We start from the raw sequence: 16,485 nt of genomic DNA on the forward strand, positions 1-16,485 counted from the left end.
GCGTCGAAGTTACTCTCCGTCGTCTAATTCTTCGTCACCGGTAGTAAGCTCGGAGGTAAATACCCTGTCTCCAGCATTGAATGCCTCGCCAAGACGTTTCAACAAGTTCTCATCTATATCAGGATTAAAGCAGAACACCTGTCCCTCGATGTACGGAGAGTTCAGACCTCCTGAAAGCTCGAAATTAGCCAAGAGATCGAGATGCTCGATGTTGTTACCGCTAAACTGTTCTGTATCCTGGACCGCGACCGGTTTACCACGCACCAAAGCCGGATTGTCCTTCCCTTCTTCGAGAACCATGATATGGCCGCCTTCAGCGTACTCCCGGACATGGTGATTGTCGATAGCTGAAAACTCGTTCTTCAACACGAGCATTGTCAAGTCGTCCGGTTCCTCCTCTTTGATATCTGTTATCTGGCCTCTGGTTTTCTCAGTTACCTTCGTTCGAACATTGCTTGCTATTCCGCCGGTGGCTGAGAAGACGCTGTTAAGCCGTGCTTCTGTGGTTCGTCGGGTATGGGTGACCTCCACCCAGATAGTGTCATCGTCGAGATCGACTTTCAGATCCGGCTTTCTTCCAGCAACTGATTCCTCAATAACCACGTCACCGTCGATGAACTCTCGTCGAAGTGCGTTTGTCGTCTGTATCTCAGTGACCGTGTCCTCATACTGCTGCCGGTTGATAAGATCGTCTCCAAGAGATTCTATCGGGTCGTGGTTGTCGTAGAGTGACTCACAGCAGTGATCCAGGTACGATAAGAAGTGGATCGATTCCAGATCGTTCCGTGTCTTGATATCGAAATCGTGGTCGGCTCTCGAAAACGGGTACACATCTTCCCGGGGGATATCGTGTGAGAGGAAGCGGGCAAGACTGTGAGTCCCTTGTGACTGAAGATCATCAATCCAGTCCTCGCCCAAGACATCGATCAGGAAGGGATAGTCATCGGCGTTACCCCGGACTTGGTCGTAATCAATTCCAAGGCCGTATGAATCGAGGTTGGAAGGCAGGTTCTGAAGATCCATGAGAATGTTATCAGCTCGCAGTAAGTCGTTGTCCTTAGAAACGGATTTCAGTGCCTGCTCTGGGTCAATGTCTTCGCTCGCTGCGGTATCCTTCAGGGTCGATAGTAGTTCGCTGCCCCGTCCGTCCAGGTTTTCATCTGTTTTCCTTGACTGGTAGTATGCTTCGAGAGTTCGTTCTACAGCTTTCTCAAAGATCAGCGGCGAATCACTGTACCACTTCTGCAGTTCTTGTTGAAGCAGATCTGTGTGATTCCAGTAGACGTGAGGAATGTAGCTGGAAACGTAGCCAGTCGAGTATTCCTCCTCGTTAAGCCACTTGTTCATATAATGTTGTGCAAGGTCACGGTCCGGTTTTCCGGCAGCTCGTAGAGCAGAGTCTAGATCCCTCACGAGTATCTCCCGGTTCCGGATCAAGTCATCCAATCGTTCGAATGCCAGCTGGGGTTCCTCTTCTCCGCATCCTTCGATAATCTTGGTGTAGAAGTGGCGATCGATCGTCCCGCTGTCGACAATATTCCTCAGTTGCTGCAGCTTCTCTTTGCAGCTTTCGTCGCTTCTGAATACCTCGTAGATATCGGCATCAGAGTCCATGATGCTCATAAAGTATATTTCCGGGTTGATGATTGTTCTGCCGCATCCAAGAGTGTCTCCGAACAGAGAGGGTGCTGAAATGGATTGACTCAACGACCGTGCAACCTGTCCTGGCTTGAATAAATCCAATCACTCTATTAGCGAGGTGATCCTTTTGACACAGCAAACGATCCTATTCTATGGGCGAAGATACGGCTGAAGACTCAGGCACGAATTCTTCTAACGACAGTTCCTCGAAGCGGAGGGGACGAGTCGGGATCAGGAATACTCGCTCGTCGATTCGGCAGCGGCGTCGCCGATGCAGTGACCGTGGCCCCGTCTATCAGGAACTGAACTCGCCGAGGCCCGATTGCTCGTGGTCCAGCGGGTTGATGACCTGTGGATCGTCATTTCCGGGGTTGTTGACGCGCGTGGAGATCTCGTAGGCGTCCAGATCGTCCTTCGGATACGGCTGACACAGTGCCTTGCGAGTGTCCGGATCTGCGGCGAGCCAGTCAGATTCCGCGTCCTGTGGAAGGACAACCGGCATCCGGTCGTGGATGGGGTTCATCAGGTCGTTCGGCTCCGTCGTGAGAATCGTGACGCACGAGATCGTCTCGTCCTCACCCTCCCAGACGTCCCAGAGCCCGGCCATCGCGAACGCGGGGTCGTCCTCGCGGTAAATCCGGTAGGGCTGTTTGGCCCCGCCGGTTGGTGCTTTCCACTCGTAGAAGCCCGATGAGGGAGCGAGGCAGGGGCGCGATTCCCACGCCTGCTCGAAGACGCGTTTCTCGTCGCAGTCTCGGAGCGAGCGTTGATTATGGCCTCCTCGGGCTCGTCCGCCCAGAACGGAATCAACCCCCAATGGTAGGCGTCGATCTCGTCTGGAGCCTCGTTGGTGATGATGTGTAGGTCCTCACCAGGCGCGATGTTGTACCGGGGTGTGTACCCGCCGTCCGCGACGACCCCGGCATCGAAGCGAGCCTCGAGGTCTGCTTGGTCGATAAAGAGCGAGTTCCGGCCACACATACCGAGGAGTTCGGAGGGAAGCATCTTCAACGTAATCGCACAGGAATCTCGATGTTAACCAACAGATTGTCCCGATGACCCCGAGTTGTTGGTTAACGACAACGGGACAGAGAATCTGCTAATGACAAACGGTACACCTAAACAAACGATAGAAGAGGCTACACTAACTACGCTCAAACAAAATGACCCACATTCTCGCCGTATCTGACTGGCGCTCTCAACCTATTGACGATCTCTACACCATTCTCGAAACTATAGAACCAACTCCAGATCTACTACTGTATGCCGGCGATGACCTCTCACGTTTCAAAAAACGCCAATACTGACACAGATCATCTTGCAGAACTTGCTCGCCTCACGAAGCACCAACAATCACTCTATGTCCGAGGAAACGACGACCTCCCCCAGTCAACCGGTCCGCAATTCGATTCGGAATTTACCACCGACCTCCACAGGACTCCATACACCTACGAGGATCTCGTGTTCATCGGCCAGGAGGGATCAACCCAGGGACCTGGTCTCATCACCTATACCGAGGACGACGTCCAACGACACCTTTCCGAACAACGCACCGTTTGTGAAGACAGAACTCCGATTCTTGTCACTCACACACCTCCCTTCGGCATTCTCGATATCGGGAAGCGATTCGGGCAACAACATATCGGGTCGAAGGCCGTCAGGAGCTTCATAGACGACATCCAGCCCCCAGTCACCGTCTGCGGTCATTGCCATCAATTCGGAGGCAGAGCTGAAACCCTCGAGTACGGCACGGTGATCAACATTGCGTCCCACGACGGAGTAGACGACCCTGGAAGGTACGCACTCATCACCATCGACGCCTCGAACGAGTCTATCGAGTACGAGTTCTACGACACTCGCCATCTGCTAGGGAGCCGGCTGACTGATCTCGTCCAGGTCGGGAGAAACCGAGTGGAACAGTTCAGTGAGTTAGGAATCACTAGCCCAGATGAGATTACCGAAGAACGGCGTTCCGAACTCGAAGCCCTCCCTGGAGCCTCGTCATGGCACGTGGACCGGTGGATTGCTCATCGACAGGCGTTCGAAAACGATGAGGTCGTGATTCTAAACGAGTCCGCCTTCGACGACCTTCACGATACGGAGCCTCTCCTCTTGGACATAGAGACGGATCTTCAGCAGGATCGGATCTGGCTGGTCGGCACCTACAGTTACCAGAACGATGCATACCGACAATTCTTCGATCCGGACGACGAGTCAGCACTCCTTCAGGAGCTGTCTGAGTACCTTGATAATCATGCTCTGAGCCAATCATCTACTACGGAGGGAACTACTTCGACGAACAGTGTCTTAGTCGAAGATTCGAGGAACACGGCATCCCTGAAGGGATCAATCATCTGGAGCGGGCACACGACCTCGGGATAACCGCACAACAGGAACTCTTCGGCCCCTTCAATCGGCATAAATTGGACGTCGTAGCAAGCGCGCTCGGCTTTGAATATCAAGACCCGACCGTCGATGGATTTGTCGTCGGGAGCAAGTACACACGATATCTCCTCGACGGCGAAGAGCCAGACTGGGATCAGCTCAAACAGTACAATAACGACGATGTGACCGCACTGAAAACAATCGTCGATCACATCAGATCGTAGGCTCGTATACTGATTTGCGAGGAAGTTTTCGTGAACTTGTACTGGAGGCGGAGAATATCCTTAACCAACAATTGGGCCGAGGGTACCCGAACCGTTGGTTAATCCGACGATACTGTCCGCCTCCCACTCTGGAAACGTTCTCGGAAACGGTCGGATAATAGCAGAAATCAGCTGCCTGGGTCCGGTTCTACATACCTCTCAGCCATTCCCTGAAACACGGAAGCACCACGCCGCGGCTTATCGGGAACGTAGACAACTAATCGGGTATGGGAGAACACTCAACATCGAACCGATTGGCGGTGGACCAGCCGACACGGGGCGCTGACCGCAATCGGTCCCTTGCTGACCAAGCTGATCCGGCTACGGACGAGATGCTGCTGCCACAGCTCGACGACGGCATCACGCTGTTCGATGTCGAGGGAGGCCGCGGCGTCCCGATCCTGCAGTCGCTCGTGCTCGACCACCTCCTCCTCAACGACGGGTCCGCCTTTTGGGTCGACGCAAACGGACACGCGACAACGACGACACTGGCCCAGATCGCGCCCAGTCAACGGTTGCTCAACCGAATCCACGTGGCACGCGGATTTACCGCCTATCAGCACTACGGCGCCGTCTGTGATCTCCCAACGGCAGTGAACAAGTCGATCCGGAAATCCACTGCCGATTCAGAGGCGGCCGGTCGACGGGCACTAGATCGTGACGAGGACACGTCGCCCCACACGCCCGCCCTCATCGTCGCGCCAGCCGTCGACGCACAGTACCGCGCCGACGATACTCTCGGTGAAACCCACGCGAAAACCCTCCAGGCTCGAACTCTCGCTCGGTTGGCAACCTACGCCGAGGGGTACGACATCCCGGTGCTCGTTACGCGAAACGAACGAAACGAATTCACCGAGTCAGTCGCGACGGTCGCCGACCACCACCTGGAGTGCGAGCAGACTCGGATGGGGCCACGGGTCGTCGGCAAAGACTTCGAGACGCTCGTCTATCCCGTCGACGACGGCGCGTACTACCAGACGACGTTCGCGTACTGGCGGCAGCTGCTCGCGGCACGCGCCACGCAGGTCGGCGTGGAACCGACAACGTCGACGCCGTCGACGCCGACTCCGGAGGGTGTCGGGACAGGCGTCACCGCTGACGGTGAGACGGTGGCGGCCACTGCGGACCCCTTGCTCGATGCGTGGACCGCGACCGGGACAGGAGGCCGATAGCGATGGGGCGCACAAACCCGACGTACCGGGATGCGCTCCGGGCCATCGAAGAGCGGTGGGCGGAGTTCCGCCGGGCACTGCGGCATCGCGACCAGCCGCGCTTCGACCGGCTGTTCGAGTACGCCCGCGAGCACGCCGACGCGAGCGGGCTGTTGAACCACCAAAACCCGCTGCTGCCGGCGCTGCTCAGCATCGATCTTGAACAGGAGGGGCGCCTCGACGATCACGAAGAGCGCCTCGAGGAACTCGAAGCCGCGGTCGCAACAAGCGATGACCAGGAGAGTGCCCCACCGGACGCGGACCCGTGACGATGCCGTTCAGTATCGACTTTCTGGACGACGGCCGCGTCCTGGAGTGGGAGGCAACCGCCGACGGCGCCGTCGCGACCGAGCGCGATGACTACACCCCACGCTTCTACGTCGCCGCTCGCGACCCAGCGTCCGACATCGACCTCACGACACTCCAATCGGTGTACGACCAGCACCCGGATGTCGTCGCGACCGAGATGGTTGCGCGACGCCCCGGCTTTCGACGAGACGAGGAGGCCGTTCTCGCCGTCGACGTCGCCCACATCGACCGCGTCACCTCACTCGCCCGGCAGGCACGCCAGCTGTCGGCCTATCCAGTCGGGGATCTCGCCTGTTTCAACGTCGACTTCTCGCGAGAGTTCCGGTACTGTCTGGAGACCGGCGTCGATCCGACGCCGGCGAGCGAGCTGTCAACACTCCGGCTCAGCGTCCCGGTGACCGAAACGAGCAACGATGTCTATGGGGAGCTGTCCGTTGCCGGCGACACCGTCACCGGCTCGTCGACGGATATCCTGACCGCCGTCCAGGGGGCGCTCGAAACACACGATCCAGATGTCTTGGTCTGCTCGACGAGCGAGATTGTCCCGACGCTGTACGAGATGGAGACGGCCGCCGGCGTGACGACTTCTCGCTGAGTCGGTGGCCGGACATCGACTACCAACAGCTCGCGAGTCGGTCGACGTATTCGAGCTACGGTCGCGTCGGTCACTCGCCGGCGCGGTACAACGTGCCCGGCCGGGCGATCATCGATGAGTCGAACACGTTCTTTTACGGGGAGACGAACCTTGACGGCGTCCTCGACCTCGTGTCGCGCTCGAAAAAGCCCGTCCAGGAACTCGCGTGGGCGTCGATCGGGAATGTGCTCACAGCGATCCAAATCTGCGAGGCTCACGACCGCGGCGTCCTCGTCCCGTGGAACTCCTGGCGCCACGAGTTTTACAAGCCGATGGGGACGCTCCACGATGCCGACCGCGGCGGCTTCATCTTCGCGCCCGAGGTCGGACTCCACGAGAACGTCCACGAACTCGACTTTTCAAGTCTGTATCCGAACATCATCTGTACCCGGAACGTCTCGCCGGACGTCATCCGGTGTGACTGCCACAGCGACCGTGGCGACGTTCCTGGGCTCGGATACTCGATCTGCGATGATCGAGGCTATCTCGTCGACGTCCTCCAGCCGATCATCGATGCTCGCGATGAGATCAAGGCGGCCATCCGTCGCGAGAAGGAACGGGACGACCCCGACGAGGATCGCCTGGCAGAACTCGAGGGGCGGTCGGGAGCCCTGAAGTGGATCCTCGTCGCTTGCTTCGGCTACCAGGGGTTCAGCAACGCGAAGTTCGGCCGCATCGAGTGCCACGAGGCGATCAACGCGTTCGCTCGGGAGATTCTGCTGACGGCGAAACAGCGGCTGGAAGCCGGGGGCTGGCGCGTCGTCCACGGGATCGTCGACTCCATCTGGGTGACCCCGGACCCCGACGTCGACGACGATGACCGCGAGAACCTCGAGACGCTCGCGACGGAGATCACGGAGCGCGTCGAAATTCGGCTGGAACACGAAGCTCACTACGACTGGGTGGCGTTCGTGCCGCAGCGCGAGAGCGACGCCGGCGCGCTGACGAAGTACTTCGGGAAGGTCGCCGGCGACGACGATTTCAAGATCAGAGGCATCGAAGCCCGGCAGCGCTCGACCCCGCCGTTCATCGAGGATGTTCAGCGGGACTGTCTCGAACGGCTCGATGCCACGCGGTCACCGGACGCGGTGCTCGGATGTCTCGAGCGAGCGATCGACGAACTGCAGGCGGGCAACGTAGCAGTGGAGCGGCTCGTCGAGCGGAATCGTGTCTCCAAGCCGCTGGAAGGCTACTCACAGAATACCCAGAACGTGGCGGCGTTGAAACGGGCTCGCGCGCAGGATCTGGTAGTCCACCCGGGCCAGGATATCGAGTACGTGGTCGTCGACGACGAGAAATCGTCGCGAGACCGGGTCGCCCTCGCTCACGAAGTGATCGAGACCTACGACGCCTCGTACTACGAGACGCAGCTGGTCCGAGCTGTCGAGAGCGTGCTGTTGCCGCTTGGGTGGAATCGTACGGACATTCGACGGAGGATGGCGGAGACACGGGAGGTGGAGTTGACGGAGTTCACAGCGGTCCGGAACGGCTGAGTGGAGTCAGATGTCACTTGAGGTGAGCAAAATCACAAGTGGGCGACGAGGTCGAACCCATTCACACTCCGGGGGGTGTTCCATTGAGCAAGACCCCCCGGAGTGTGAATGGAGGCAAATCAATCACACCGAGGGTGGACAACCTATATGTGAATGGGGCGAATTGGTCCGCTTATGCCAAACAATGATTCCACGCAAACAACCGTCGACGAGATACTAAATGTCGACGAAGGGGATAGCGAAGACGAATCGGATATATTTGAGAAACCATGGTTGCTTGAGATCGATAACGTTCCTGACGCCAATCGAATCGTCGGACGAGACGACCATATCACGTTCTTGGCCAAGAATCTCCGGAAGATGCGGACAAATAGCGTCCCGGATAACGTCCTCGAATGGGGCGAAACCGGGACGGGGAAGACACTAGTTGCTAGACACGTCTGCGAGCGACTTGAAGCAGCAACTGAAGGAACGGACTCCCCGATCGTTACTGCGTACATTAATCCGGACCCCATCTCCACGTATACCTCTACCTTCCGAAAGATCGCAGAGCAGGTGAACGCGAAAGCAGAGAACCCGCTTGATGTCCCCTATCAGGGCCTCTCAGCCGAACATTATCGCGACCAGAAATTGTGGCCCGTTGTTCAGAGGGAGTTCTCTGGCGGTCTCGTCGTCATCATCGATGAGATCGACAAGCACGGAGAGGTCAACGAAGTCCTCTACACGCTATCACGGACACAATCAAAAGACGACGTTGACTTCCCAGTCCTTACAATCGGGATTTCGAACGACATCGAATTCAAAGGAGAAATCGAGTCACGGGTCCAATCGACTCTCCAGCCAGAACACCGAACGTTCACACCGTACGAAGAAGACCAGCTCATTGCAATCCTGGAAAATCGACGGGATGCATTTTATGACGGTGTCCTCGATGACGAGGTGATTCCAACCACCGCTGAACTCGCAGCTGAAGAACACGGTGACGCTCGACGCGCAGTCCGATTGTTCCGGAATGCGGGCGAGATCGCCGACGAAGAAGGCGAGGAGATCGTGACCGCGAATCACGTTCTCGAAGCTGACGAACTCGTCGAAGTTGAACTCTTTATGGAGATGGTGAAAGGGACTCCGCTGTCCGGGAAATTACTCCTGTTTGCACTCACGCGTCTTGACCGGAATAACCCGGAGAAAGAATGGTTCCGGACGTCAGAGATTCACGAGGTTTACCAAACAGTAGCACGGGACGTCGAAGTAGAGCCCAAGGGGTACAATCGTGCGCTTGAGCTTCTGAATAAGCACGTGACGACAGGAGTTCTCGAATCGAAAAAGAAGGAAGGCGGAGATCAGGGGAAGTTCAGGTCGTATTCGCTCCAAGGAGACGTTGAGAGTACACGAACTGGACTGATCAACTCGACGCCGGAACTCCAGACGTTGATGGGATGGTGACACCCCCACCCCTCGGTGTGAATGGTCCCCCATAGGATACGACGGTTGTAGAGAGAGGAGGAGTTGAAGAAGCAGGCTCGTCCGTCTGAAGAACCTAGTACGCCACAGAGAGCGGCTTACACGTTCTGCCACGGTAGCTGACCCGACCCGCTACTGCACCGCACCGCAGCTGTAGTTATCTTTATTACACCTCAGTCGAAACAGCTCTCCGAGTAGATGTATCTTGGAAGGCGAGGTCTTGTGCCGAAGCCGAAGGTTCGCCACTGAGGCGAGAACCCTCCCTACGGCGTGAGGACTTCTGCTGTTAAGGGCTTCTTAATCGCGGTACCCTGGGTGGTGGACCATTCACACTGAGGGGTGTGGGGGTAAACGAGGCGTAATCTATCCGCGTGTTGCTCTGTCTTCTCTCGGCGTGAAGACTCGTTAGAGAGTGGCGGTTGGTAGCCCATTCACACCGAGGGGTGTCGGGTAAACCGATCCCATTCACACTCTGGGGGGTGTCATCTGCTACGCTCCGAATCACGTTGAAACGAACATCAGGCTACAGTTCCATCTCGTCTACTCGTCGGGATTCACCGGCCCTTTGTACTTCGACGTCACCGAATCGCCTTCCCGCCACTGCCAGTAGTAGTAGCGGTTGTCGTTGATCTCCTTGATCGTGATCGTCGCCTTCGCCGGCACGTCGTCTGGGAGGTCATCCGGGCGCTCCTCGACGTCGGCGTTGTCCGCTTCCTCCTCGAGACGAGCCTCACGCTCCTTGTATTCGGCCAACGCTTCGGCGTAGCTGGCAACGTCCCGAAGATGCTCCGATGTGGATTCGTTGAGCGTGTTGACGATCTCCGTTGGGAGGTTCGCCGGTGGAGACGGTGGTTCGTAGGACATCGACTCTCTCCGTGTTAACCAACACGGACTCTCCACCCATAGTTTTGTTGGTTAAGATGATGGGGGGCAAGCTCTTGTCCCTCTCGGTCTGTAACACTACTCGAAACTCCTTTATATACAAGTTTCGTACTATGTTACACCGTGCTCCGGCGCATCGAACTCGAGGTCCTCGCTACGGTCGACCGCGGCGACACGATCTCCGACCTCGCGACGAAGCTCGACCACAGCGAGAGTTATCTCTCCCGTGCCGTCGGCGACCTCGTCGAGAAGGGGCTCGTCTACACGGAACGCGACGGCCGTCGAAAGCGAGTCGTCCCGTCGGATGCTCGCGCCGTCGAACTCTATCGGGACCTCGTCCGCCAGCACTCCCACATCGAGTTCCCCGAGCTGCTGACCGGGAAGACACTCGAGGTGCTGTACTACATCGACCAGCCGCGAACCGTCTCCGAGATCGCCGACCGGAGCGACAACTACCGCAACACGGTCAACCGCGTCCTCAAGCGATTTCGCGACCGCGGGCTCGTCGGGACGGCCGACGGCCGATATGACTTCAACGCTGACTTCGACCGCCTCCACGAGTTCGCCCGGGAACTCGCACACCATCTGCATCGCCACCGCCTCGAAGCCGTCGCCCCGAAGGCACGATTCTCTGGGAGGACTACGACGAATTCCTCGCCCAGACCGAGACGGAGATCGACGCGGAGGCGTTCCACGAAACCGGCCTCGCTCGATTCGCGGCCTTCGACCTCCAGTTCCTGCTCACCGGCCATCGATACTACGTCTACTCCGAGGAGATCGACGCCGTCTCGCCGGCGGAGCTGTGTTGTCACACGCTGTTGATCGACGACGGCAGCCGCCACCGATCGTACTGTCTCCTTCTCCTCAGCCACGTCGACGTCGACGAGGCGGACCTCCGAGAGCAGGCGGCGAAGTATGGCCTCGAAGACGAAATCGACGCCTTGCTGCGCTACCTCGAGACGCACGGCGAGGTCGACGATGCCCGGCTCCCGGAATGGGACGAGTTCCAGGAGCTGGCTGCTGACTACGAGGTGCCACTATCATCATGAGACCAACATTCGGACGTGAGTACATCGAGAACGAATTCCAGCGAATCGCGGATGGCCTCTCAGCACCACTCACGGTCTACCTGATCGGTGGTGGCGCGATGTCGCTGCGCGACCTCAAGGGGGCGACGAAAGATATCGACCTGGTCGTCCCGGACGGCGACGCATACGGCCAGCTGTGGGCCGTCCTGATGGACCTCGGGTATGCGGAGGTTCAATCGCTGGATCCAGATTACCGGGCGCTGGGGGCGACGAGCTGCGTCGAGAACGACGATGGGTGTCGCCTCGACATCTTCAACCAGCAGGTCGCGAACAAGCTCGTGCTCACCGACGGGATGCAAGAGCGCAGCGAGCCGTTCCTCGACACGGATCGACTGACGGTCCGGCTGGTCAGCAACGAGGATATCTTCCTGTTCAAGGCGATCGCAGGCCGCGACGACGACATCGAGGACATGAATATGCTCGTACAGGCCGGCCTCGATTACGACGTCGTCCGGGATGAGCTCGAAGCCCAGATCGAACGCCTGGGGGACGATCAGTTCGCCACGTTCGCGAATGAGGCCTTGGTCGAACTCGAGGAGCGGTACGGGGTGACCACGCCGATCGAGGCCCGCGTTCAGGAACTCACGAACAGGTACTACCGAGGGCTCGAAGTCCTCCAAGCACTCGACGAGCCGATGACCGTCGACGAACTGGCCGCGGAACTGGAGCTTGATATCGACGACGTTCACGACCGGCTCGCGTATCTCTCAACGTTCGACCGGGTCAGTCGGGATGGCGACTCAGTCCGTCCCGTGGAGTAGCTCAATCGTTACCCTACGGAGAGGGAAGGCGGCCGTCTGGTCGGGGTACACGGCCCCGTTTGATCTCGTGATCGACGCGCCGCAGGTGCTTGCAGCCGCCTTCGGGTGAGCGCTGCTGCCAGTCGGGACAGGTACACGATTCGTCGATGACGTCGACTTCGTACCTGTTGCCGGACGCGGACTGCACCTCGTAGCGGCCACCTTTCGAGAGGAGTGAGACGTCCATCGCTTCGGCGACGGCACGCCTCGTGCGGGGCTCGAGTTCATTCTGCGACTGTGTGTTCTCGTCGACGACCAGTCGGTCGCGAACGTCGCCCGTTCGGCCACCGTCGGGAGCGACGGCTACCGCAGGGCCACTGAGCCGCTCGTGGAGCACTTCCTCAACCGGATGGCCTTCCGGCCAGAGGTAGTGGACCTCGCGGCGCTCGCGATGGTCGTAGGAGCCACAGGCGGCTGCGCTCCCAGTCCAGACGCGCCAGGCACCGATCGCGGTCATCACGTCGACGATGTCACGGGGAACCGTCTGGTGGTCGTCCGGGAAGAACACCCGAAAGCGGGTACACGCTTCTTGCGGCGGGACGGTCTCCCACCAGTCTTCGCTGGAGCCCCAGCTGTCGTACATCGCGTCGTCGCTCCCGTAGCCGACGGTCACGCCGTCGATTGGCGTCCAGTCTGCTGGGAGGTGTGCCGACTCGCCTTCGAGCACTCGGAGGACGGCGTATCGGAGGTATTCGTGGGCTTGGTTGTCTGTCGTTCGGGCGACCTGATCGTGCTGCTCGGCGACGTGCTCGGCTTCATCGAGGACCGTTGTGAGATAGTCGTCAGTCATGGTTCGCGGAGGTCAGAATGCGCCTCCACCCCTCTGCGGGCGCAGAAAAACTTAACCAACGAAAGAGGGAGATTCGGGCAATTTGTTGGTTAACCGATTTAGGGAGCAGGCGGCTCTTCGAGCACGTCGATGAGCTCCTCTGCCGTTCGACTAATCCGTCCGAGGCGCTCGCGAACGACTTCGGGATCGTCTGACTCCCACGCAGCGAGGTAGAAAGCTGACCCGCTAGTGTCGAGTCCGCAGTAGCGTCCGACGACGTACGCGACGGCTTCGGCCTCGACTTCACGTTTCGCCCGCTCGGTGTCGTCGTCGACGTCGAAGTGGAGCTGGGCGTGTGCGTACTCGTGAATCAGCGTCCGCGCAAGGTCGGCATCGTTCTCCCGATCACGAACCTCGACACGCGGCTGCATATCGATGAGACTCAGCTGCTCGCAGATGCCCTTCGCCTCGCCGTGGGTCCACTCCTCGGCTGGAACGATTCGCACCGTCACGCCGAGGTCGTCAGCGGCGGCAGTCAACTGGTCGACGAGGTCGCCGGCGTCCCCGGTTGCTTCCGTGTCCAGGTCGGGAAGCGGTTCGCCCTCGGTTTGAGAGACGTCGAACACCGGCGCAGGCTTGAACCCCACCAGGCCCTCGGACCACTCCTCGGGTGGCGTCTCGTCGTACTCACAGTCACTGTCCTCGTGGTAGCTTGGCGAGTTCTCGCACTCTGGACACTGCTTGGTGATGATCGGCGCCCAGATCCAGATGGCCGACTCCCCCTCCGTGACGTGGCGGTCGAACTCCTCCTGCCACGTCCGGTAGCCCGCCACCCGGCTCGCTTCTGGATACTGGCGCTTGATGAGGAGCGTATTCCGGTAGGAGTAGTCGTGGAAGCGACTCTGGACGTCGAGCCACTCCTGGAACTCTTCGCTGGCCTGCGCGTCGTCGACGCCAGCGACGAGTTCGTCGATCCACTGTTCCATAGTGCTGTTCATCTCGTCGGATCGCGTGTCGGTCTGATCGAAGGAGACCGACGAGTCTCTGGTCGTGGACATCGTGTTCACCGAATCGAGTTCACGGCGACTGCGTCTGTTCAGACCGCGCCGCACCCCTCTGGGGCGAACAAAAACCGCTCTGTCGGTCAGCGGAGCTCGTGGCGTTCGTCTGCAAAGCCGACCGTGACGAGGTACTCGAGGAACTCGTCGAACCGTTCCACATCGCTGGGCGTGTCCGTCGCAAGATGACGCGCCCACTCGATGGCCCACTGGAAGGCGGGATCCGTCCCGCCCTTGCCGTGAATGTACCACCACCGGGCCGCCTTGAGAACCACTATGGGATTCGTCGGCGGCTGCTCACCGGCGAGCCCACGGGTGATCGATTCGATTTCGTCGGGGACGTCGGCGGAATCGACCTCCGCTGATTGCGTGTTGTCGATATCGACCGGGATCTCGTCGATCGAGACGTTGTCAGGACGCTGTTGTTGACTCACTGGAAGTCACCTCTGAGGGCTCTCGAAGGAGCCCTCGCCCTTTCTGGGGGCACGAAAAACAGGTCTCGAAGTCACACCGGCGGGATGTAGACGCTCTGCTCGCCGGCGATAAATCTGAAGCAGGTCATAGTTATATAATCTATATTTGACATATTTTAACAACCCTGCTGTATACAGAGGCTGAGTTCAGCATAGGTGACCCATTTGCTTCAGCCATTTCGATCTGAATCATCAATCCACCAGCCGTGCGATTATTACGCTGTAGATTGCCGTTTCCGAGCGACGCGCCAGAGTACCAAACCGAGAACGACTGCAACACCATATCCGAGGAAAATTGCGGGGTCGCGCCCGTTTACCAGCACATCGTAGAGAACGAGGAATCCACCGAGGACGCTGCCCGTAATCAGCCATAGAAGTTGACTCCCCTCAGTGTTCGCTTTGAGCTCTAGCCCGGTCAGAAGCCGAATCCCCACCATTATCCCGAACAGTAGTGCCGCCGTGAGTATCGGCAGTCCGATCGCGGTGAGTGCCGATGCTTCGATCATCTCTGAGGACGTGATGATAAGTGACCATCCAAACAGACCGATGGCGAACCAGACAACACTCCTCCACAGTTCCTCGGTGACGATTTGCCGTCTGTCAGTGCTCATGTTAATAATACTACTATTGGTGGATGCATAACCCTTTGCCCTGTCTGAAACAGCAGATTCGACTGACCGACTCGCGCGTTGTATTCAGCACGCGACTGCTGTCAGTTACTAATAATCTCACGAGCGACTGGCCCGAATCTGTGTTCGTCAAATCACTCAACTACTGGCTGAACTGGCATTCGTTCGAGACGCCGATGACACGGAATACAGAGTGTCAGTAGATTACTCGGAATATCTGCATCGTCGACTGACCGATTTGGATCGTTGTAGAACCGTCGTCGTGGAATCCGATGATGCACATGGAGATCACGCCCGAATTGGTCTCGGTGTGTTTCGCGGTCCATCCCACACCGGAGACAAGAGTCGTTGTCACGGGCGACGATCTTTTCGCGAATCTGTGGCCAGTCCGAACCAAACGGAATCGTGTCGGTATCTGATTGGCGATAGTTCTCTAGATAGTCCGGATCAGCCGCCTGCAATGCTGTTCGCCACGTACCGAATACGCGCTGATACGGCTGGGTGGTGAACTCCCCGTGTTCAAGCATCTCACTCGTTGTCGGCGGGTGCCCCAACTCTTCTGCGAGGTCTCGCAATTCGGTCAACAAATCCTCCCGCGGAATTCGCCACCGATCGTTCGGCTCGAAGCCAGCGGCTGTCAGGGCTTCGTTCCAGGAACTGAACCGCTTCTGGTAGATCGATCCGCTCCATTTTCCCTGATCTCGCATCTCACCCTTACGGGGAACGTGTCCCAACTCTTCGTTGAGTCTCTTGAGTTCAGCTATCAGATCTTCCTCGCTCACACCCCACGTAGAGTGGATTCCCAGACCGGCTTGCTCAAGAGCTTGATTCCACGTTCCGAATACTCGCTTGTATGGAGCCGCTGTGTATGGGCCATCTTGGTCCATCTCATCCGATGTCGGTGCTCTACCCAGATCCTCAGCAAACTCCTGTAGGGCAGTAATAAGCGTCTCTTCAGAGAGATTGATTTCAACGCTCGGTTCAAGACCAGCCGCCTGTAGCGCCGAATTCCACCCGCCGAATCGCTTGCAGTATGTTTTCACCGAATACTCGCCGTGCTGTCTGTAGATTCGCTCTGATGGGGCCTCACCGACACCTTCGGCAACCGTTTTGAGGTCCGCAAGGAGATTCTCTTCTGGGGTTGGTGGTCGCCCGTCGGGTTCGTTTGTACCTGTCTTCAGGCCAGCAGTCTTGAGTGCCTCATTCCACGATCCGAACCGGGTTGCGTAGGTCCGTGCAGCATGAGGCCCCGAGTCGTTCATTTCATCCTGCGACGGGGGACGCCCGAGTTCCGCAGCGAACTCTTGGAGGCGGTTGAGAAGGTCTTCGTCTGGGTACAGTTTCTTGCCCATAATTTGAATGTGAGTGAATCACTCAGTTTGGTCCCCG

Annotated in this window: 13 protein-coding genes and 3 pseudogenes; 8 read left to right on the plus strand and 8 right to left on the minus strand. The window is 58.2% G+C overall.

The window, feature by feature from the left end; translation table 11 throughout:
- Window positions 1–9 precede the first annotated feature (9 nt).
- Together GJ632_RS00760 and GJ632_RS00765 are read right to left on the minus strand one after the other, a co-directional pair.
- A complete protein-coding gene (locus GJ632_RS00760; RefSeq protein ID WP_197427778.1) occupies window positions 10–1,614 on the minus strand; it encodes a hypothetical protein in 1,605 nt (534 codons plus the stop codon).
- A gap of 322 nt (window positions 1,615–1,936) precedes the next feature.
- Window positions 1,937–2,622: pseudogene (locus GJ632_RS00765) on the minus strand (SOS response-associated peptidase).
- A gap of 282 nt (window positions 2,623–2,904) precedes the next feature.
- Here GJ632_RS00765 and GJ632_RS00770 point away from each other — a divergent pair.
- From GJ632_RS00770 to GJ632_RS00795, 6 genes and pseudogenes are all read left to right on the plus strand, one after another.
- Entirely contained in the window at window positions 2,905–4,023 is a 1,119-nt protein-coding gene (locus GJ632_RS00770) for a hypothetical protein (RefSeq protein ID WP_231751225.1), read from the plus strand.
- Window positions 3,912–4,250: a ribonuclease H-like domain-containing protein gene (locus GJ632_RS22750; protein ID WP_343160944.1), complete on the plus strand. Its 339-nt coding sequence runs from the start codon at window positions 3,912–3,914 to the stop codon at window positions 4,248–4,250. The genes GJ632_RS00770 and GJ632_RS22750 overlap by 112 nt, the downstream gene beginning before the upstream one ends.
- Before the next feature lie 371 nt (window positions 4,251–4,621).
- Window positions 4,622–5,461 carry a hypothetical protein gene (locus GJ632_RS00780; RefSeq protein ID WP_191451636.1) on the plus strand — a complete coding sequence of 280 codons (840 nt, stop codon included), beginning with the start codon at window positions 4,622–4,624 and terminating at the stop codon, window positions 5,459–5,461.
- 2 nt (window positions 5,462–5,463) lie between these two features.
- Window positions 5,464–5,769, plus strand: coding sequence for a hypothetical protein (locus GJ632_RS00785; protein ID WP_191451682.1), 306 nt, complete (start codon window positions 5,464–5,466; stop codon window positions 5,767–5,769).
- 2 nt (window positions 5,770–5,771) lie between these two features.
- Window positions 5,772–7,936 (plus strand): annotated as a pseudogene (locus GJ632_RS00790) (type B DNA-directed DNA polymerase).
- 174 nt (window positions 7,937–8,110) lie between these two features.
- On the plus strand, window positions 8,111–9,379 hold the full coding sequence (locus GJ632_RS00795; RefSeq protein ID WP_191451638.1) for an orc1/cdc6 family replication initiation protein: 1,269 nt from the start codon (window positions 8,111–8,113) through the stop codon (window positions 9,377–9,379).
- Window positions 9,380–9,937: 558 nt separating this feature from the next.
- Here GJ632_RS00795 and GJ632_RS00800 read toward each other — a convergent pair.
- Window positions 9,938–10,261 carry a hypothetical protein gene (locus tag GJ632_RS00800; protein ID WP_191451640.1) on the minus strand — a complete coding sequence of 108 codons (324 nt, stop codon included), beginning with the start codon at window positions 10,259–10,261 and terminating at the stop codon, window positions 9,938–9,940.
- Between the two features lie 141 nt (window positions 10,262–10,402).
- On the opposite strand from GJ632_RS00800, the pseudogene GJ632_RS00805 reads away from it, so the two are divergent.
- Window positions 10,403–11,328, plus strand: a pseudogene (locus GJ632_RS00805) (MarR family transcriptional regulator).
- A complete protein-coding gene (locus GJ632_RS00810; protein ID WP_191451642.1) occupies window positions 11,325–12,128 on the plus strand; it encodes a DUF6036 family nucleotidyltransferase in 804 nt (267 codons plus the stop codon). Before GJ632_RS00805 ends, GJ632_RS00810 begins: the two are co-directional and overlap by 4 nt.
- A 13-nt stretch (window positions 12,129–12,141) precedes the next feature.
- On the opposite strand, the gene GJ632_RS00815 is transcribed toward GJ632_RS00810, so the two are convergent.
- The 5 genes from GJ632_RS00815 to GJ632_RS00835 form a co-directional block, all read right to left on the minus strand.
- On the minus strand, window positions 12,142–12,957 hold the full coding sequence (locus GJ632_RS00815; RefSeq protein ID WP_191451644.1) for a hypothetical protein: 816 nt from the start codon (window positions 12,955–12,957) through the stop codon (window positions 12,142–12,144).
- Window positions 12,958–13,055: 98 nt separating this feature from the next.
- Window positions 13,056–13,994, minus strand: coding sequence for an ArdC-like ssDNA-binding domain-containing protein (locus tag GJ632_RS00820; protein ID WP_191451646.1), 939 nt, complete (start codon window positions 13,992–13,994; stop codon window positions 13,056–13,058).
- Between the two features lie 86 nt (window positions 13,995–14,080).
- Entirely contained in the window at window positions 14,081–14,428 is a 348-nt protein-coding gene (locus tag GJ632_RS00825; RefSeq protein ID WP_115821801.1) for a hypothetical protein, read from the minus strand.
- Between the two features lie 254 nt (window positions 14,429–14,682).
- Window positions 14,683–15,078: a hypothetical protein gene (locus tag GJ632_RS00830; protein WP_191451647.1), complete on the minus strand. Its 396-nt coding sequence runs from the start codon at window positions 15,076–15,078 to the stop codon at window positions 14,683–14,685.
- A 152-nt stretch (window positions 15,079–15,230) separates the two neighbouring features.
- Window positions 15,231–16,448 (minus strand): homing endonuclease associated repeat-containing protein, encoded by a 1,218-nt coding sequence (locus GJ632_RS00835; protein ID WP_191451649.1) that lies wholly within the window; start codon window positions 16,446–16,448, stop codon window positions 15,231–15,233.
- Window positions 16,449–16,485: the final 37 nt, after the last annotated feature.

This window comes from Halogeometricum sp. CBA1124 (assembly GCF_009741955.1).
GTDB classification, from domain to species: domain Archaea; phylum Halobacteriota; class Halobacteria; order Halobacteriales; family Haloferacaceae; genus Halogeometricum; species Halogeometricum rufum.